Source organism: Streptomyces sp. NPDC046900, assembly GCF_040644975.1.
Lineage (GTDB): Bacteria > Actinomycetota > Actinomycetes > Streptomycetales > Streptomycetaceae > Streptomyces.
On record NZ_JBEYXD010000002.1, the window covers coordinates 28,183 to 46,485 of the forward strand.

Below are 18,303 nucleotides of genomic sequence, written 5' to 3' on the forward strand. Positions count from 1 at the left end.
TCGCCGGGGCGATCGTCACCTCGCGGGGTCCCTCACGGAGCGAGGGACGGCTCGGACCCGCTCGCCGTCCGCAGGTGCCTGAGGGCGTATGACCTCCAGGGGCGCCAGGCGTCCGGGACGGTCTCGTCCGGCGGTGCCACGTCGGGGTCGCCGAGGGCGCGGGTGCGGATGATCGCGGCGGTGTGCGGATCCATGCCCGGCAGCGCGAGCAGTGCCTCGTGGGCGTCGTCGCGGTCGGCGCCCGCGTCGAGGCGGAGGGTGCCGTCGGCGAGCGCGGTGGCGAGGGCGGCCGGTGTGCCGTGCAGCCCGGCTTCGGCGAGCACGGCGGGGTCCGGGAAGGTGTGGGTCAGGGTGCCGTGCGACGCGTCGAGCGTCTTCCCGTAGCGCTGGACGAGTTCCCCGGCCCGGCTCCGGCCGACGAGCGCGCGCACGGCGAACTCCTCGGGGTCCGCCGCACCCGGTGAGCGCAGTCCCGGACGGGCGGCGACCAGCGGGGCGAGCCCGGGATCGGCGGCGAGACGCTCGTCGACGGCGTACGGGTCCGCGTCGAGGTCGAACAGCCGCCGCACCCGCTGGACCGCAGTGGTCAGGTCGCGGGGGTCGGTGAGATGGATCCGGGCGTCGAGCCAGCCGCCGGGGTGACCGTCCCCGCCCGTCCGGGACGCCGGGCGGCCCGGACGCTCGCCGACGGCGACGACGGCGGTGCCGTACGGCAGCCGGAGCGTACGCCGGTAGATCCGGCGCCCGGGCCGGCCCGACACCTCCTCGATGCCCGGCACCGCTTCGGCGGCGAGCAGGTCGAAGACCGCCGCGGACTGGTACGGGCCGCGGTACGCGAGGCGCAACGCGATCCCCGCCGACGCCTCCGCCTCGCGGCCGGCGGCCCCTCTGTCCCGGGGCGCCGTGGCGCGCAGCTCGCGCGGAGTGGCCGCGTACACCGCCTTGATCGTGTCGTTGAACTGGCGCACGCTGGCGAACCCGGCCGCGAAGGCGATCTCCGTGACCGGCAGCTCGGTGGTCTGCAGCAGCAGGCGGGCGCTGTGGGCCCGCTGGGCCCGGGCGAGCGCGATGGGTCCGGCTCCGACCTCGGCGGTCAGCTGCCGTTGCACCTGACGAGCGCTGTAGCCGAGGCGCAGGGCGAGCCCGGCGACACCTTCGCGGTCGACCACGCCGTCCTTGATCAGGCGCATGGCCCGCCCCGCGACGTCCGCGCGCACGTTCCACTCGGCGGAGCCGGGCACGGCGTCCGGACGGCACCGCCGGCAGGCGCGGAACCCGGCGCTCTGCGCGGCGGCGGCCGTCGGATAGAACCGCACGTTGCGACGCTTGGGCGTCACGGCGGGGCAGCTGGGCCGGCAGTAGATACCGGTCGTGGCGACGGCGAAGAAGAACGCGCCGTCGAACCGGGCGTCCCGGCTGCGCACCGCCTCGTACCTGGTGTCTTCCTCGGTCATGTCGTCCAGTGTGCGCCGTGGCGCGGCATTGTTCCGGCGGGTTTCGGACATGACGTCCGGACGCGGCACGCCGCGGGCACGACGGCCCGCGGCGTGCCGTCGCGGCTACCGCAACCGTCCCCGCTTGGCCTCCATCGCCGCCCGGCCCTCCGCCCCCTTCCGTTTCCACTCCTGGCGCCGTTCCGCCCGTACCCGCGCGTCGGTCTTGGCGACGATCCACTCGTTCTCGCGCAGCAGCTTCCGGTAGCTCTCCAGCCGCCGCTCGGACAGCTCTCCGGACTCCACCGCGCGGCGCACCGCGCACTCCGGCTCCGCCACGTGCGCGCAGTCGTGGAACCGGCACTCCGCGGCCAGTTCCTCGATCTCGGAGAACACCTGGCTCACACCGCTCTCGGCGTCCCAGAGCCCCACTCCACGCAGCCCCGGCGTGTCGATGAGGACTCCGCCGCCCGGCAGCACGAGGAGGTTGCGCGTGGTCGTGGTGTGCCGGCCCTTTCCGTCCATGTCCCGGGTGGCCTGCACGTCCATGACCTCCTCACCGAGCAGCACGTTCGCGAGCGTGGACTTGCCCGCTCCGGACTGTCCGAGCAGTACGGACGTGCCGCCGGAGAGGACCGCCTCGAGGACGTCGAGGCCGTCCCCGCGCTGCGCGCTGACCGGCAGCACCGGCACGCCGGGTGCGACCGCCTCCACGTCCTGGACGAGGTGCCCGAGTGTCGTCGCGTGCGGCACGACGTCGGCCTTGGTCAGCACCACGAGCGGCTGGGCTCCGGACTCCCAGGCCAGTGCCAGGAAGCGTTCGACGCGTGCGAGGTCCAGTTCGGCGGCGAGCGATACGGCGACGACCGCGTGGTCGACGTTGGCGGCGAGGATCTGCCCCTCGGACCGCTTGGAGGAGGTGGAGCGCACAAAGGCGGTGCGGCGCGGCAGATACGCGCTGACATACCGGGGGTTGCCCCCGGGTTCGACGGCGACCCAGTCGCCGGTGCACAGCACCCGCAGGGGGTCGTGCGGGGTGACGAAGGCGGTGTCGGCGCGCAGCACCCCGCCGGCGGTGACCACGTCGCACTGGCCGCGGTCGACCCGTACGACACGTCCGGGCAGGAGGTCCTGCTCGGCGTAGGGAGCGAACTGCGTCTCCCAGTCCCCGTCCCAGCCGTAGGGAGCGAGAGGGTGCGGCGCAGCCGAGGAAGACGAAAGAGAGGACAGCTTCAAGGGGGAACCCTTCACAAAGGTGGCCCCCGGCGCGCGCCCGCAGGCGCGGAAGACGTGGGAAGGGTCAGCCGGAGACCGAGGAGGTGGATCGGACGAATTCCTGGTTGCGGGCAGCGCCCATCACAGAGACAGCCATGGGTCACACCTCCGGTTCTTCACTCGGCCGGCCGTGGCAGCCCACTGCCACCACGAGAAGCGCCCCCACCATAGAAGCGCCGCGTTCAGGGCCGCCACCGATTTATTTCGAGCCCTGCGGCACGTCACGGGCCGTCGGGAATGAGGCCGTGACCACGAACCTCGGGCACGCGTGCGGACGGTTCCGTTCGTGGGCATGGGGGTTGGGCCCGGGGCGGGTGGAGCGGACGCGTGGCCACCCGGGCACGAGCGGTCCCGGCTGCGGCTCGCCGACGTGATGGGCTCGGGTCGTCTCAGCCCACCGTCGAGCAACCGACCCCGTTCACCATGAAGTCGTGCGGCACGGCGTTGCCGCCGTGCTTCGAGGCGAGGAAACCGAACGCGAACGTGCCGTTCGCGGCGACCTTCTTGTTGTAGTCGGCGGCCTTCACGGTGACCTCGGACCCCGCCTGGGTGAAGATGCCGTCCCACATCTGGGTGATGTGCTGGCCGTCGTCGAACGTCCAGGTGATGTTCCAGTCGTCGAGCGCCGTGGTCGAGGTGACCGTGATCGCGACCTGGAACCCGGTATGCCACTCGTCGTCCAGGTGGTACTTCACCCGGCAGGGCGACGGCGTCCGCCGGGCAGGCGTGGACGCGGTCGGCGTGTCCTCCACCGGACTCGTCGACGTGCCCTGCGGTTCGGTGTCGTAGTCCCCGCTCTTGGTGCCGGTGGCCGAGCCGCCTGGGTGCGCGGTCGGGGAGGTGCCACTCGTGCTGCTGTCGGGGACGGACGGGAGGGGCGGTGCCGGTTCGGCCACGGCCTGGCTGTCGGCCGTGTCGCCGTCGGCCGTCGGCCCGCCGGAGTCGCCGAGTTGCATGAGCGAGACCGTCAGCGCCAGCGCGGACACGACGACGGCGGTGGCCAGGAGGCCCGCGCGGCCGATCCGGGGCCGCGTCACGGCGCCGACGGCGATGCCCCGGTCCGCGCCAGCGTCCGTGCGCCCGCCGGTCAGCCCGGCTTCCGCCGCCCGGCGCCGCCGCTCCAGATACGCGAGGCCGCCCCAGCCGATCACTCCGCTCGCCAGCGCGGCGGGCGTTCCTCCGCCGTGCAGCCGCAGACAGGCGGCCGCCTCCGCGCACTCCACGCAGGTGGCGAGGTGACGCGAGAGGTCCTCGGGCGTCTCAGGGGCCGACGCGCGGGTGACCGCGTCGAGGAGCCGCGCGTACCTGCGGCAGTCGGCGTCCATGGGGGTGTCGAGGTGGTTGCGCCGGCAGCGGTCCCTGAACAGCGCCCGTACCTGGGCGAGTTCGGTGGCCACGGCCGCCGGGTCGAGGCCGAGCCTGCGGGCCACGTCGGGCAGCGGCAGCGCCTCCACCTCCGCCAGCCACAGCAGCGCGGCGTCCGCCTCCTGCATGTCCTTGAGCCCGCGCAGGGCCAAGGGACGCTGCAGGGGCGGGCCGGTGTACCGCGCGGCCTTGCCGGAGTTGAGCCACAGCCGCAGCTCGGGGTCGAGCAGATGTCCCTTGCCCTCCGCCTCCCATGCGGCCGTGGTACTGCGCACCGCCGTGAGCAGCAGGGGGATGCCGGGCAGCCGCGGGGCGCGGCGTCCGGCGGTTCCTGCCCGGGCCGCGGCGGCACGGGCCTCCTGGATGCCCTGGGTGAACGCCTCGGTGGCCAGTTGCCTGCCGGCCGCCGTACCGGACGTGCACAGGTCGGCGTACGACAGCACCGCGTCCCAGCACTCCGAGAACAGCGCGGCCTCGGCGGCGTCCTGGGGGGTGGGCAGCTCGGGCATGGAAGGCTCCTGCATCAACTGCTTCCACAGGCAGAGTCAACTCGCCCGGGGACCATGGGAGTTGAGGATCATCTCACGACTGGCCCAGAGCCTTTCACGCTTCTCACACAACTGACAAGCGGCGTATTCACTTGCCACAGCCGTCGTCGCGCACTGTTGAGTTGTACGGATCGCGCCCTGCTTCGGCTCAGCTCACCGGGGCACGTGATGCCATCGTTACGCGCGGGTCGGCTCCTCGGTCTCCTCGTGCGCCGGCAGGCTGTCCATGAAGGAGCTGACGGAGAACACCGCGCGGCCGGGTCCGGGCGGGCCGTAGCCGGGCGGCGAGGAGAGCCCGAAGTCGTCCATCGTGGCCCGGTAGGCCTCGAGCAGCCGGATGTGGTACTCCAGCGGAGCGCCCTGGGGGTTGGCCTTGCCGAGGGGGGTGGTCGGCTCCGGGCACCAGGTGGTGAAGCGCGGGGTGATGCCGTGCGACATGAAGAAGCGCAGGCCCTCCGTGGTGGAGGCGATCGCCTCGTCGACCGTGGTGAAGCCGAAGGGCTCGGCCATCTCGACGCCCGCGACGAAGTTGGGGATGACGTTGCGCGCGCCGAAGATCTCGGCCGAGTCGAGGATGCGCCGGTGCCATTCGTCACGGCCGACGTAGCGCTCCTTGCCTGGGCAGTACAGCTCGAACAGGCGCCGGTCCCACACCTCGAAGTTGGGGTGGTAGATCTGCACGCCGTAGTCCTTGAAGCGCTGTACGTCGTCCTTCGGCAGCGCCTGGGCGACGACCTTGCCGATCCAGCGGCCCGGGAAGCGCTCCTCGATGGCCTTGGCGTAGTGCCCGTAGAAGTCGGCCTCGTCACGGCCGGCGACCGTCTTGGTGATCGCGCCGCCGGTGAGCGTGTAGGCGGTGGAGGCCTTCTGGGTGTCGTACCGGTCGATGATCTCCAGCGCCTCCAGGACCTCCTCGACGTCCTTGACACCGGTGTAGGGCCGCCCGGCCTCCTTGTGCTGCCGCCAGTTGTGATTGATGTCGCAGTACTGGCACTCCTCCTTGGCGCCGAAGTACTGGCAGACACGGAAGACGGTGAGGTAGATCAGGTAGCCCCACTGGATGGTGGGGGCCACCTCCATCACGGACTTCCCGTTGGAGAGGGTGTGCCGGTAGTACTCGGGCATGGGCGGCACGCCCACGTCCGCGATCCTGTGCCCGTCGAGGTAGAGCCCGAGCAGCCCGTCCCCGTCCGCGGCCACGCGGTACGGCGAGGTCGGATTGACCCGTACGGACACCACGGTCCGGCGCAGGTCGTACGGGCCGCCGGTGAGGATGATCTCCTCGGGCGGGCGCCGCAGCGCCGCCTCGCCCAGCTCGGGCAGGGTGCCGTGGTCGAAGGAGAAGATGAAGTAGGACTTCGGTTTGACCTCGCCGTCCTCGTTGTCGGACAGGGCGGACGCGTCGAAGGCCACACCCCCGCGGAGCAGATCTTCTTTGAAGACGGCTTCCCGCGGAACGTGCGGGAATCGCTCCATCAGATCCTCGACCAGTGCGGTGCGGCTGCCCATCCCGTGTCTCCTCCCGGCTCAGGCGTTCGACTACTCACGGTATGCCCCCGCCCGTCCGCCGGCGGTGCCGGGTCCCCTCGTGCCGTGCGATGTGCGCCGGAACGGCGATGTCCGGGAGCGGGCGGCGGCGCCTCATAGGGGGTCGATGTAGGTTCCAGGTGACTGCGTGTGCGTGGCCGAGGCCACGGGGAGGGACGACGGAATGACCGGAACCGTGACCAACTGGGCGGGCAACATCACCTACGCCGCGAAGGAGCTGCACCGCCCGCGGTCGCTCGACGCGCTGCGTTCCCTCGTCGCGGACAGCGCGCATGTACGGGTCCTGGGCAGCGGGCACTCGTTCAACGACATCGCCGAGGCGGGCGTCGACGGGGTGCTGCTCTCGCTGGCCGATCTGCCGTCCGAGGTCGAGGTCGACACCGCGGCCCGCACCGTACGGGTCGGCGGAGGCGTCCGGTACGCCGAGCTCGCCCGCGTGGTGCACCGGCACGGGCTCGCACTGCACAACATGGCCTCGCTGCCGCACATCTCGGTCGCGGGTTCGGTCGCGACCGGCACCCATGGCTCGGGGATCGCCAACGGCTCGCTCGCCTCGGCGGTGCGCGAGGTGGAGCTGATCACGGCCGACGGCTCCACGATGCGCATCGCCCGGGGCGAGAGACACTTCGACGGCGCCGTGACCTCGCTCGGCGCGTTCGGTGTGGTCACCGCGCTCACCCTCGGCCTGGAGCCGGACTACGAGGTCGAGCAGCACGTGTTCACCGAGCTCCCCCTGCAAGGACTGGACTTCGAGACGGTCGCCGGAACGGCGTACAGCGTGAGCCTGTTCACGGACTGGCGGGAGCCGGGCTTCCGGCAGGTGTGGCTGAAGCGGCGGACCGACCAGCCGCTGCCGGACTTCCCGTGGGCCGCGCCGGCCACCGAGGCGCTGCACCCCGTACCCGGCATGCCCGCGGTCAACTGCACCCAGCAGTTCGGCGTGGCCGGCCCCTGGCACGAGCGGCTGCCCCACTTCCGGGCGGACTTCATGCCGAGCAGCGGCGCCGAACTGCAGTCGGAGTATCTGATGCCGCGCTCCTGCGCCCTCGACGCGCTGCACGCCCTCGACGCCGTCCGCGGCACGGTGGCCCCCGTGCTCCAGACCTGCGAAGTGCGCACGGTCGCCGCCGACACGCAGTGGCTGAGTCCGTCCTACGGGCGGGACACCGTGGCGGTGCACTTCACCTGGGTCAAGGACACGGCGGCCGTCCTGCCCGTGGTGCGCCTGGTCGAGCAGGCTCTGGACGCCTTCGCGCCCCGGCCGCACTGGGGCAAGGTGTTCACCGTGCCCGCCCGGGTGCTCGGCGAGCGCTACCCCCGGCTCGGCGACTTCACCACGTCGGCGGTGGAGCTGGACCCCTCCGGCAAGTTCCGCAACGCGTTCGTCCGCAGCGCCCTCGAGCTTCCGTGAGGGCGACGCCGGTGGCCTCCGATGCTTCGTACAGCCCCTTTCCTAACCCCTTGTAGAAAGGCGGTCCCCGGCATAGGCTCGCGCCGGCCGGGCACTGGGCCCCGCCGGGCCCGGAGGGACCGAGGGAACGTGTCCGCGAAGCGCACCTCACGCGACATCCGCACCGCGAACCGCTACGAGGTACTGCGCCAGATCATCGCCCGTTCCCCCACCTCCCGGCAGGAGCTGGCGGCAGCCACCGGGCTCAGTCTGGCCACGGTCGCCACGCTCGTCGGCGAGCTGCTCGACCTCGGGATGCTGACCGAGGTCGGGTTCGAGGACTCGGCGGGCGGCCGGCCGCGCGGACTGGTCGCCGTCAACGCCTCCGGCGGCGCCCTGATCGGCGTCGACATCGCGGAGACATACGTGCGTGTCGAGCTGTTCGACCTGGCCCTGAACATGCTGGCCCGCGCGGACGAGGACATGCGTCCCGGCGAGAGACACCCCGAGCAGGTCGTCGGTCATGTGGCGGCGGCGGTCGGCTCGGTGGTCGAACGGGCCCGGGTGGAGGGGTCCCGCGTGCTCGGCGTCGGTGTCAGCGTGCCGGGCCAGGTGGACCGGGACCGCGGCGTCTGCGAGTACGCCCACAACTGGGACTGGCACGACGTTCCGCTGCTCGACCTGCTCGCCGAACACATCGCCCACCCCCTGTACCTGGACAGTCCGCTGCGCGCCTGCGCGGTCGCCGAGCTGTGGTTCGGGGCGGCCCGCGGACGCGGGGACGCCGTGGTCGTCAATCTGGGCACCGGCGTCGGAGCCGGGCTCGCACTGGGCGGCGGGCCGCACCGCGGCGTCAGCAACAGCGCCGGCGAGTGGGGACACACCACGCTGGTGCTGGACGGGCGGCTGTGCCACTGCGGCAACCACGGCTGTGTGGAGACCTACGTCGGGGCGCCCGGCATCATGCTGAACCTGCGGGAGCTCAGCCCGGGCAGCCCGCTGCTGCACCCCGAGGACCAGACCGCCACGATCGACGCGCTCACCCGCGCGGCCGCCGCCGAGGACCCGGTCGCGCTCAAGGTCCTCCAGGACACCGGCCGCTACCTCGGCGCCGGGATCGCCGACCTCGTCAACCTCCTCAATCCGGAGGTGGTCGTGCTCAGCAGCTGGGTCGCCGCCGCGCTCGGCGAGCCGTTGCTGACCGAGGTGCGCGCGGCCGTCGAGCGGCGCGCGCTGCGCCGGCCCTTCGCCGCCACCGAGATCGTCCTGTCCCCCATCCCCACCGACCCGGTGTGCCTCGGGGCCGCGACCTTCGCCCTCGAAGGGGCGCTCCAGCCGGCCGGCACACCCCGCAGAGGAACAGCGCAGTCCGCCGACCGCACCGCCCCCGCAAGGGGGCCTGCCGCATCGCCTTCGTGAGGGGGGTGCGGAGGTCGCAGCGGGCCGCCCCCGCGGTGGCTCGCACTCCGTCGCCTTCGGCATTCCTGACGTCGCACAACGAACCAGGAGAACGATGTCCTTCCGCAGCTCCCCCGGACTCCCGGCTTCTTCGCCGCACTCGGTCAACGACTACGTAGAGGACGTCTCGCCGGGCAGCGGTGCCCTGCCGCCGCGCGCCCGGTACGCGTCCTCCGACGCCACATCCCTCTCCCTCAACGGCAGCTGGCGCTTCCGGCTGTCGGCCACGGCCGACGCCGAGGACGACTCGTTCGCCGCTCCAGGATTCGACGCGGCCGACTGGGCGGAGCTCTCGGTGCCCGGCCACTGGGTCCTCCAGGGCGACGGCTCGTTCGGGTCCCCCATCTACACCAACCACCTCTACCCCTTCCCGGTCGACCCGCCGCGCGTGCCGACCGAGAACCCGACCGGTGACCATCTCCGCGTCTTCGACCTGCCGGACGACTGGCCGTCGGACGGCGGGGCGGTGCTGCGCTTCGACGGCGTCGAGTCGTGCGCCCGCGTGTGGCTGAACGGCACGGAACTCGGCGAGTTCAAGGGCTCCCGGCTGCCGCACGAGTTCGCCGCCGGGCATCTGCTCAAGCCGAGCGGCAATGTGCTCGCGGTCCGCGTCCACCAGTGGTCCGCGGGCTCGTACCTGGAGGACCAGGACCAGTGGTGGCTGCCGGGCATCTTCCGCGACGTCACGCTGCTGCACCGCCCGGCGGGCTGCGTCCTGGACTTCTTCGTGCACGCCTCGTACGACCACCGGTCCGGCGAGGGCACGCTGAGGGTCGACTCGGACGTGGACGGCCGGGTCGCCGTGGCCGCCCTCGGCATCGACGTCGCGACCGGCGAACCCATGACCGTCGCCGTGGAGCCGTGGACCGCGGAGACCCCGAGGCTGTACCACGGCGAACTGGTCACCGAGGGCGAACGGGTGCCGCTGCGGATCGGTTTCCGCACGGTCGTGCTGGAGGACGGCCTGATCAAGGTCAACGGAAGGCCGGTGCTCTTCAAGGGTGTCAACCGGCACGAGTGGCACCCGGAGAAGGGCCGCGCCCTCGATCCGGAGACCATGCGCGAGGACGTCCTGCTGATGAAGCGGCACAACGTCAACGCCGTACGCACCTCGCACTACCCACCGCACCCCGCCTTCCTGGATCTGTGCGACGAATACGGCCTCTGGGTGATCGACGAGTGCGACCTGGAGACCCACGGCTTCGTCGAGCAGGCCTGGCGCGACAACCCCGTCGACGACGACCGCTGGACCCCGGCGCTCCTGGACCGCGCCGCCCGCATGGTCGAACGGGACAAGAACCACCCCTCGGTGGTCGTCTGGTCCCTGGGCAACGAGGCCGGCACCGGCCGGGGCCTGACGGCGATGGCCGAGTGGATCCACGGCCGGGACTCCTCGCGGCTCCTCCACTACGAGGGCGACATCGACTGCCGTGACACGGACATGTACTCGCGGATGTACGCCTATCACGGCGAGGTGGAGAGGATCGGCCGGGGTCTGGACGGCGGCACCCTCAAACGCCGTGAACTCCCCTTCATCCTCTGCGAGTACGGGCACGCGATGGGCAACGGCCCCGGCGGCATCGCCGACTACCAGCGGCTCTTCGAGAGCCATGACCGGCTCCAGGGCGGGTTCATCTGGGAGTGGATCGACCACGGCATCAAGGACGAGCGGTACGGCTTCGCATACGGGGGTGACTTCGGTGAGGAGCTGCACGACGGGAACTTCGTCTGCGACGGGCTGCTGTTCCCGGACCGCAGGCCCTCGCCGGGCCTGATCGAGTACAAGAAGGTCGTCGAACCGGTCCGGATCGAGGAATGGGGGCCGGAGGGGACCGTACGGGTCCGCAACGCGTACGACTTCGCCGACCTCTCCGCTCTCACCTTCGAATGGTCCTATCAACTCGACGGGGAGACGGTCGAGTCGGGCACGCTGCCGGTGCCCCCGCTCGCGCCGGGCGAGTGGGCGGACGTGAAACTCCCCGAGCCGCCGGAGACCGGCGCCGGTGAGACGCAGTGGACGGTACGGGCGCTGCTGGCGTCCGGCACCGCGTGGGGACCGAAGGGCCACGAGGTGGCCTGGGGCCAGTTCCCCGTGACCGCCCGCCCGGCGGTACGGGTCGCCCAGAGTGCGGGCCCGGTCCCCGGCGACGGCCGCTTCACCCTCGGCCCGGCCACCTTCAACGCCCGGACGGGCGCGCTGACGTCCGTCGGCGCGGTGGACGTGACCGGTCTGCGCCTGGATGTGTGGCGGGCGCCCACCGACAACGACGACGGCGCCGCGTGGCAGAGCGACACCCGCAACGGACTGCTGTGGCGCAAGCTCGGTCTGCACCGCATGCGGCACCGCCTGGACGGGGTGGAACGCAGCGGCGACGCGCTGACCGTGCGCACCCGGGTCGCGCCCGCGGCCCGGGAGCTGGGCTTCGCCACGGTGTACCGCTGGACGTCGGACGGGGACCGGCTGCGGCTGACCGTGTCCGTGGCCCGGGAGGGCGACTGGACGGTGCCGCTGCCGCGGCTCGGGATCCGCTTCGGGCTGGCCGGCTCGGCGGACCGTGTGCGGTGGTTCGGCGGCGGCCCCGGCGAGGGGTACCCGGACACCAAGGCCGCCTCGCTGATCGGCCGTTGGGAGTCCACGGTCGACGGGCTGCAGACGCCGTACGTACGGCCGCAGGAGAACGGCGCCCGTGCCGACATCCGCTGGGCGGAGATCGGCGGCCTCAGGATCGAGGGCGACCCGGAGTTCTGGTTCAGCGCCCGGCGCTGGACCAGCGAACAACTGGACGCCGCCCGTCACCTCACCGACCTCGTCGCGGGGGACACGGTGTGGGTGAACCTCGACCACGGTCAGCACGGCATCGGCTCGCAGTCGTGCGGTCCGGGCCCACTCCCGCAGTACTTCCTGCGGGCCGAGCCCACGGAGTTCTCCTTCGTCTTCTCCGAGATCGGCTGACCGGCACGGTCATGGGCCGTCCGCGGCCGGCAGGCGCTTCAGCCGTCCGGCCGCGGGACCGTCGTAAGCCGCGGGATTCGTGGCCTTGGCCGTCGGCTTCCCGTCGCCGACCAGGGCGCTCGCCCGGACCGGGAGAGCCGGTGCCCGGGTCGCGTACGGGGGAACGGGTGAGGGCCGGGCCCGTCCTCAAGCGGCCTCGGCGGCCACCTCCGGGCGGCGAGCGCTCACCGGGGTGAACAGGCCCAGTGCCGCGATGCCCACGCACGCCGCGCCGGCCACCGCGCCCACCGGCGCCGTGCCGTGGTGCTGGGCCGCCCAGGTGACCACGGCCGCGCCGATCGGGGCCGCGGAGTAGTGGATGGTCCAGAACGCCGAGGTGACCCGGCCGAGCAGATGCTCGGGGGTCACCTGCTGGCGCAGGGACATGGAGCACGTTCCCGCGATGCTGCCGCCACCGACGAACGCCGCCATCAGGATGGCGACGGCCGGCACGTCGCGCGCCCAGCCGATGCCGGCCATCGCACAGCCGCAGACGGTGACCGCGCCGATCCAGGTGGGGCCGAAACCGAGCCCGTGCCGGATCCGGGCGACCAGCAGAGCCCCGGTGATCGAGCCGAACGCACCGACGGCGAGGACGGTGCCGACGGTGCCGTCGCTCTGTCCGAGGTCGTGCTTGAGGTGGTAGATGAGCAGGTCGTTCAGGCCCAGTTCCAGAAAGCTGAACAGGGACAGCAGCACCGTCAGGGCCCGCAGCACCCGGTGACTGCGCAGGAAGGACACCCCGGCGAGCAGGTCACGCCACAGCCGCCGTCCGGCCGCCGCCGGTTCGGGCGGTACGGCCCGCCCGAACCGCACGAAGCAGAGGCACAGCGCCGACACCCCGAAACTCGCCGCGTCCACCGCGACCGCGGCGGCCGGACCCGCCCATGCGGCCACGACGCCCGCGCCCAGCGGACCGGCCACCCCCGCCGCCGCGGCGGTCGCGTTCAGCCGGCCGTTGGCGGCGGTGATCCGCTCCGGGGCGACCAGTTGGCGTACGACGGTGACGTACCCGACCGCGAACAGCATGCCGACGGCCTCGCACACGGGCAGCACCGCGTACAGCAGCCAGATGCGCGGCCCGGCGAGCCACAGCAGCGGAATCAGCGCGTACAGCACCATCCTGACCAGGTCGCAGGCGATCAGCAGCTTCCTGCGGTCCACCCGGTCCACCACCACGCCGGCGAAGACGCCCGCCAGCACCGACGCGGCCCCGCCGACCGCGGTCAACAGCCCCATCCGGGCGACGGACCCGGTGGCCTCCAGCACCAGCAGGGGCAGCGCGATCAGGGCGAAGGAGTCCCCGAGGAACGACAGGGTCTGCGCGGCCCAGAAGATCCGGAAGTCACGGCTGCGCCCCGGCCCTCGCCTGTCCTGCGCCGGCCGTTTCGCCCGCACCTCTGGGTCACCCGACATCCCTGGCCCCGTCCCGCCGAACGATCAAGACGCACCACCGTACGCCGACCGGACCGGCGCGCCCCACGGGTTTTTCGGGCTCACGCGACCCTCACCTCCGCCCAGACCAGTTTGTACGCACAGCCGACCCGCGGCTCCACGCCCCACCGCTCGGCGACCGCGGAGACGAGCATCAGACCGTACCCGCCCTCCTCGCCGCGCGACTTCCGGAGCACGGGCAGCCGTTCCGTCCGCCCGTCGGCCACCTCGACGCGTACGACCCCGTCGCGCAGGACCAGCCGGAGACGGAAGTCCCGCCCGGGCACCCGCCCGTGCCGCACGGCGTTGGCCGCGAGTTCGGCCACGACCAGGGTCACGATCTCGCCCGCGTCCCCGTCGTACGGAAACCCCCACACGTCCATGCGATGGGCGACCAGCCACCGCGCGAGCCGGGCACCCCTCGGTGTACTGCTGAAGAGCTGAGTGAACGTACGTACGGTGACGGGCTCATGGAGTCGTGGTTCTGCGCACATGACCCAAAAGTCCCCGAGATCACCCGTGTCCAACCAGGTACGGCACTCGTACGCCGCGACCCGTACGAGTTCACGCGGTGGACAGTGTGCGTAACGGTGCGTGACCATAAGGGACTTGGCGGGGTTGGCACCACTGCACTCGGGGGTTCCCGGCATGACCGACAGCACCATCGGCACCACGAACGAGCCGGAAGCGTCCGACAGTCTGAAAGGCTTCGGCGCGGTCCACAAGGCATTCCGCAGGCGTGCGGGCCTCACACAGGAGGAGTACGCGCCGCTTGTGCGGTACCAGCCCTCGACGGTCGCGTCGATCGAACAGGGACGGCGCTTCCCACCCCGTGTGTTCGTCGAACGGGCCGAACAGGTACTGGACGCCTTCGGCGCGCTGAAGGGTGCGTACAAGCACGTGGGACGGGAGAAGGGGCTGGCGTCCTGGTTCCGGCAGTGGGCGGAACTGGAGGAGCAGGCGATCAGCCTCTACACGTTCGAAAGCCGGTTGGTGCCGGGCCTGTTGCAGACGGAGGCGTATGCGCGGAGGTTGTTCAGCGAGCGCCTGCCCCTGCTCACCGACTCGCAGATCGAGGCGATGGTCACCGCTCGTCTGGAGCGGCAGTCGCTCCTCGCCGAACGGCCCGGTACCGCGTTCAGCTTCATCGTCGAGGAGTACGTCTTCGAACGGCGGACCGGCGGGGTCGAGGTCACCCGTGAGTTGATCGACCACGTGCTGGAGTCGACGGAACTGCGCAATGTCGAGCTTCAGTTGATGCCGATGGACCGCGACGTGCATGCCGGGCTGAACGGACCCGTGCAGCTGTTGGAAACAGCCGAGAACGAGTGGTTCGGATACTGCGAAGGCCAGGAGAGCGGACAGCTCATCGTCAATCCGAAAACGATCAGTGTGCTCCACATGCGCTATGCGAAACTGCGCTCACAGGCTCTCACCCCGGGCGATTCCAGGGGCCTGCTGGAACGGATGCGAGGAGCACTATGAGCACGACCGAACTGACTTGGTTCAAAAGCAGTTACAGCGGCGACAGCTCCGGCGACTGCGTAGAAGTAGCCCTCTGCCCCACCACCGTCCACGTCCGCGACTCCAAGGACACCGCCGGTGCGCGGCTCACCCTCGCCCCCACCGCCTGGGCCGAGTTCTGCCGGCACATCGGCGCGGACTGCGCAGGCTAGCCTCGGGCACGTCGCGGACCCGGCTTGGCAGTGCTTCGGGGCTGTGAAACGCTGGCTTATGGGACATATGTCCGGCGTCCGCACATCGCTCTCGGCCGGGCGAGCCCGGCTGCCTCTCAGGGGTCCCCCGGGTTCCAGGCTCCCGTTCGGGAGAAGGGACAGCCATGACGACGACCGATCAGCCCCAGGACCGCGACGAGCACAGGGATCCCACCTTGTACCGCTCTCCGGCGGACGCCATCGCCGCGCCCCCGGAGACGCTCGCCTATGTCGTCGGTTTCGACCCGACCGCACAGCGCGCGGACGCGTTGTTCACCGTCGTCACCGACCCCGGATCCCCCGAATACGGCCGCGTGACCTCCCACGCCGCATTGCCCGACCTGGGCAACGAACTGCATCACTTCGGCTGGAACGCCTGCTCGAGCGCGCTGGCGCACGCCGGTCATCATCACGCGGCGCGGCGCTACCTCATCGTCCCAGGACTGCGCTCCTCCCGGTTGCACGTCTTCGACACCGGTCCTGATCCCGCCCGCCCCCGCCTGGTCAAGGTGGTCGAGCCCGAGGAGTTGGCGGCCAAGGCCGGATATTCCCGTGCGCACACCCTCCACTGCGGCCCCGACGGAGTGTTCCTGTCCTGCCTGGGCGGCGCGGACGGTGCGGACGGGCCCGGCGGCGTCGCGCTGCTGGACCACGAGAGCTTCGACGTGCTGCGGGCCTGGGAGAGCGACCGCGGACCGCAGTGGTTCGCCTACGACGTCTGGTGGCATCTGCGCCAGAACATCGCCGTGACCAGCGAGTGGGGGACTCCCTCGATGATCGAGGACGGCCTTGTCCCCGAACTGCTGCTGGGCCGCCGGTACGGCCACTCACTGCACTTCTGGGAGCTGGACTCCGGCCGGCACCTGCAGCGCGTCGACCTGGGGGACGAGAACCAGATGGTGCTGGAGCTGCGTCCCGCGCACGACCCCGAGGCGACGTGGGGGTTCGCGAACACCGTGGTCAACGTGGAGGACCTGTCGGCGTCGGTGTGGTTGTGGAACCGGGAGGGCGAGGACTACGTGGTCCGCAAGGTGATCACCGTTCCCGCCGAGCCGGCGCAGACGGAGGACCTGCCCCCGGCGCTGCAGCCGTTCGGCGCCGTGCTCCCGTGCATCACCGACATCGACCTGTCGGTGGACGACCGGTGGCTGTACGTGTCCGCGTGGGGAACCGGCGATCTGCTCCAGTACGACGTGAGCGACCCGTTCCATCCGCGGCAGACCTCGTCCGTGCGCCTCGGCGGCGTCGTCAGCCGGCAGCCGCATCCCGCCGAGCCGGACCTTCCGCTCACCGGCGGCGCGCAGATGGTCGAGCTCAGCCGCGACGGGCGGCGCGTGTACCTGACGAACTCCCTGTACTCCGCCTGGGACGCGCAGTTCTATCCCGCGGGCATCGACCCGTGGATGGTCAAACTCGACGCCGACACCTCGCACGGCGGGCTCTCGGTCGACAGCCGCTTCTTCCCGCACGGCCCGGACTTCCTCGGCTTGCGCGTGCACCAGACGCGGCTGCAAGGCGGCGACGCCTCCTCGGATTCGTACTGCTACCGCCGCTGAAGCCACCACTCGAACGCCTGTTTACGTTCTCATCCCGGCGGGACCAGCCGCATTCGGCCGAGGCTAGGCTTCCGCCTGGGAACGCTAGGTAAGGAGCCACACCCATGCCCCGTGCCGGGCTCACGGTCGAGCGGGTGGTCGAGGCGGCGGCCGACCTCGCGGACGAAGTCGGCTTCGAGCAGGTCACGCTCTCCGCACTGGCGCGGCACTTCGGGGTGAAGGACGCGAGCCTCTACTCGCACGTCAGGAACCTGCAGGACCTGCGCACCAGGCTGGCGCTGCTGGCCGGCGGCGAGATGATCGACCGGATCGCCGCGGCGGTCGCCGGACGCGCGGGCAAGCAGGCGCTGGCCGCCTTCGCCGACGCCTACCGGGCCTACGCGCTGGAACGCCCGGGCAGGTACGCGGCCACCCAGATCCGTGTCGACCAGTCCCTCGTCGCCGACTCCCCCGCCCTGCGCCGCACCGCCGAGATCACCTACGGCATGCTCCGCGCCTACGGCCTCGAGGAACCCGACCTCACGGATGCGGTGCGCCTGCTGCGCAGCACCTTCCACGGCTACTGCGCGCTGGAGGCCGCGGGCGGCTTCGGTGCGCCCCGGGACGTCCAGGCGTCCTGGGACAAGGCCGTCGACGCCCTGCATGTGGCACTGGAGCACTGGCCCCGTGGGACCACGGCGTCAGCCCCGGGCCTCCGGGCGTGACGGGACCAGGGCCTGCACCTCGTCGTAGGACGGGGCCGTACCTTCGGGCCGGTGGCCGGAGCGGACGGTCTTCGCCGCTGCCACCGCGGCGCCCAGGGCCCGGCGGTAGAGGAGGGACCCGAGGCTGACCCTGCGCACGCCCAGGTCGGCGAGCTGGGGAAGGGACGGCCCGCTGGGCGAGTACAGGATGTTGAGCGGGACCTCCACGGACCGAACCAGTTCCGCGATGTGTTGCGGTTCGGCGAGACCAGGGACGAACACGCCGTCCGCCCCCGCCTGCCGGTACGCGTCGAGGCGGCTGCGCGTGTCCCTCGGATCCCCGTCGCCGAGCCAGTACGTGTCGGTGCGGGCGTTCACGAAGAGGTCGGGCACGGCGGACTTGACGGCGGCGATCTTGGCGGCGTGCACCGCGGCGGGACCGAGCCCGTCCTCCAGGTTGATGCCGACGGCCCCGGCCGAGCGCAACTCGCGGGCCAGCTCCGCCACCTGCTCCGGGTCCTCGCTGAAGCCGCCCTCGGCGTCGACGGACAGGAGGAAGTGGCCGGTGCCCAGCCCGCGTGCCAGCCGCAGGGTCGCCTCGCGGGTCGCCGCGGCCCCGTCCGGCAGTCCGGCGGCAGCCGCGACGCCGAGGCTCGTCGTGCCGATCGCCCCGAACCCCGCGTCGGCGAGGGCGGCCGCGGAGGCGTGGTCCCAGGCATTGGGCAGCAGGAGCGGCTCGTCGGCGTGGTGGAGATCGGCGAAGGCGGTCACGACGGATCACCCCCTGCGGCGGGGTACGAGGGCCGCCTGCCGGCCACGAGTGCGAGGACGTGGCCGATCACGGCGGTGCCGACGTCGGCGGGCCGGGGCGGAGCGGACTCGGTCATGTGCCCCACCGTAGAGGCC

The 18,303-nt window shown here is 71.9% G+C and carries 14 protein-coding genes; 7 read left to right on the top strand and 7 right to left on the bottom strand.

All coding sequences use genetic code 11. The annotated features are described in order from the left end of the window. Window positions 1-32: 32 nt before the first annotated feature. The 4 genes from ABZ904_RS02325 to ABZ904_RS02340 all read right to left on the bottom strand — a co-directional run bounded on the left by ABZ904_RS02325 (window position 33) and on the right by ABZ904_RS02340 (window position 6,130). A complete protein-coding gene (locus ABZ904_RS02325; RefSeq protein ID WP_360990069.1) occupies window positions 33-1,454 on the bottom strand; it encodes an AlkA N-terminal domain-containing protein in 1,422 nt (473 codons plus the stop codon). A gap of 105 nt (window positions 1,455-1,559) precedes the next feature. Beyond that, window positions 1,560-2,669: a ribosome small subunit-dependent GTPase A gene (gene rsgA, locus ABZ904_RS02330; RefSeq protein WP_359401896.1), complete on the bottom strand. Its 1,110-nt coding sequence runs from the start codon at window positions 2,667-2,669 to the stop codon at window positions 1,560-1,562. A 428-nt stretch (window positions 2,670-3,097) separates the two neighbouring features. Then, entirely contained in the window at window positions 3,098-4,582 is a 1,485-nt protein-coding gene (locus ABZ904_RS02335) for a cellulose binding domain-containing protein (protein WP_361820660.1), read from the bottom strand. A 216-nt stretch (window positions 4,583-4,798) separates the two neighbouring features. After that, the gene (locus ABZ904_RS02340; RefSeq protein ID WP_361820663.1) at window positions 4,799-6,130 is read right to left on the bottom strand and encodes a radical SAM protein; all 1,332 of its coding nucleotides are present in this window, start codon (window positions 6,128-6,130) and stop codon (window positions 4,799-4,801) included. 202 nt (window positions 6,131-6,332) lie between these two features. Here ABZ904_RS02340 and ABZ904_RS02345 point away from each other — a divergent pair, with 202 nt between their 5' ends. The 3 genes from ABZ904_RS02345 (at window position 6,333) to ABZ904_RS02355 (ending at window position 11,970) form a co-directional block, all read left to right on the top strand. Continuing rightward, window positions 6,333-7,580 carry an FAD-binding protein gene (locus ABZ904_RS02345; protein WP_361820665.1) on the top strand — a complete coding sequence of 416 codons (1,248 nt, stop codon included), beginning with the start codon at window positions 6,333-6,335 and terminating at the stop codon, window positions 7,578-7,580. 129 nt (window positions 7,581-7,709) lie between these two features. Then, on the top strand, window positions 7,710-8,978 hold the full coding sequence (locus ABZ904_RS02350) for an ROK family transcriptional regulator (protein ID WP_361820668.1): 1,269 nt from the start codon (window positions 7,710-7,712) through the stop codon (window positions 8,976-8,978). A gap of 94 nt (window positions 8,979-9,072) precedes the next feature. After that, window positions 9,073-11,970, top strand: a complete 2,898-nt coding sequence (locus tag ABZ904_RS02355) for a glycoside hydrolase family 2 TIM barrel-domain containing protein (RefSeq protein ID WP_361820671.1) — start codon at window positions 9,073-9,075, stop codon at window positions 11,968-11,970. A gap of 186 nt (window positions 11,971-12,156) precedes the next feature. Here ABZ904_RS02355 and ABZ904_RS02360 read toward each other — a convergent pair whose 3' ends face one another. Then, window positions 12,157-13,425, bottom strand: a complete 1,269-nt coding sequence (locus ABZ904_RS02360; RefSeq protein WP_360990051.1) for an MFS transporter — start codon at window positions 13,423-13,425, stop codon at window positions 12,157-12,159. 80 nt (window positions 13,426-13,505) lie between these two features. Continuing rightward, a complete protein-coding gene (locus ABZ904_RS02365; protein ID WP_361820674.1) occupies window positions 13,506-13,937 on the bottom strand; it encodes an ATP-binding protein in 432 nt (143 codons plus the stop codon). A 154-nt stretch (window positions 13,938-14,091) separates the two neighbouring features. On the opposite strand from ABZ904_RS02365, the gene ABZ904_RS02370 reads away from it, so the two are divergent. The 4 genes from ABZ904_RS02370 to ABZ904_RS02385 all read left to right on the top strand — a co-directional run bounded on the left by ABZ904_RS02370 (window position 14,092) and on the right by ABZ904_RS02385 (window position 17,418). Then, entirely contained in the window at window positions 14,092-14,928 is an 837-nt protein-coding gene (locus ABZ904_RS02370; RefSeq protein ID WP_361820677.1) for a helix-turn-helix transcriptional regulator, read from the top strand. Continuing rightward, window positions 14,925-15,119, top strand: coding sequence for a DUF397 domain-containing protein (locus tag ABZ904_RS02375; protein ID WP_361820679.1), 195 nt, complete (start codon window positions 14,925-14,927; stop codon window positions 15,117-15,119). The genes ABZ904_RS02370 and ABZ904_RS02375 overlap by 4 nt, the downstream gene beginning before the upstream one ends. 164 nt (window positions 15,120-15,283) lie before the next feature. Next, a complete protein-coding gene (locus ABZ904_RS02380) occupies window positions 15,284-16,714 on the top strand; it encodes a selenium-binding protein SBP56-related protein (protein ID WP_361820682.1) in 1,431 nt (476 codons plus the stop codon). 104 nt (window positions 16,715-16,818) lie between these two features. Then, complete coding sequence (locus tag ABZ904_RS02385) at window positions 16,819-17,418, top strand: WHG domain-containing protein (protein ID WP_359401864.1); 600 nt, start codon at window positions 16,819-16,821, stop codon at window positions 17,416-17,418. Here the strand turns inward: ABZ904_RS02385 and ABZ904_RS02390 are convergent. Beyond that, complete coding sequence (locus tag ABZ904_RS02390; RefSeq protein WP_359401861.1) at window positions 17,395-18,168, bottom strand: isocitrate lyase/phosphoenolpyruvate mutase family protein; 774 nt, start codon at window positions 18,166-18,168, stop codon at window positions 17,395-17,397. The two genes, ABZ904_RS02385 and ABZ904_RS02390, sit on opposite strands and share 24 nt — an antisense overlap. Between the last annotated feature and the right edge of the window lie 135 nt (window positions 18,169-18,303).

Coding starts and splice junctions, on each gene's coding strand:
- ABZ904_RS02365 (WP_361820674.1), bottom strand. CDS start 13,937: ATGTGCGCAGAACCACGACTCCATGAGCCCGTCACCGTACGTACGTTC.
- ABZ904_RS02335 (WP_361820660.1), bottom strand. CDS start 4,582: ATGCCCGAGCTGCCCACCCCCCAGGACGCCGCCGAGGCCGCGCTGTTC.
- ABZ904_RS02370 (WP_361820677.1), top strand. CDS start 14,092: ATGACCGACAGCACCATCGGCACCACGAACGAGCCGGAAGCGTCCGAC.
- ABZ904_RS02345 (WP_361820665.1), top strand. CDS start 6,333: ATGACCGGAACCGTGACCAACTGGGCGGGCAACATCACCTACGCCGCG.
- ABZ904_RS02360 (WP_360990051.1), bottom strand. CDS start 13,425: ATGTCGGGTGACCCAGAGGTGCGGGCGAAACGGCCGGCGCAGGACAGG.
- ABZ904_RS02385 (WP_359401864.1), top strand. CDS start 16,819: ATGCCCCGTGCCGGGCTCACGGTCGAGCGGGTGGTCGAGGCGGCGGCC.
- ABZ904_RS02375 (WP_361820679.1), top strand. CDS start 14,925: ATGAGCACGACCGAACTGACTTGGTTCAAAAGCAGTTACAGCGGCGAC.
- ABZ904_RS02340 (WP_361820663.1), bottom strand. CDS start 6,130: ATGGGCAGCCGCACCGCACTGGTCGAGGATCTGATGGAGCGATTCCCG.
- ABZ904_RS02355 (WP_361820671.1), top strand. CDS start 9,073: ATGTCCTTCCGCAGCTCCCCCGGACTCCCGGCTTCTTCGCCGCACTCG.
- ABZ904_RS02325 (WP_360990069.1), bottom strand. CDS start 1,454: ATGACCGAGGAAGACACCAGGTACGAGGCGGTGCGCAGCCGGGACGCC.
- ABZ904_RS02380 (WP_361820682.1), top strand. CDS start 15,284: ATGACGACGACCGATCAGCCCCAGGACCGCGACGAGCACAGGGATCCC.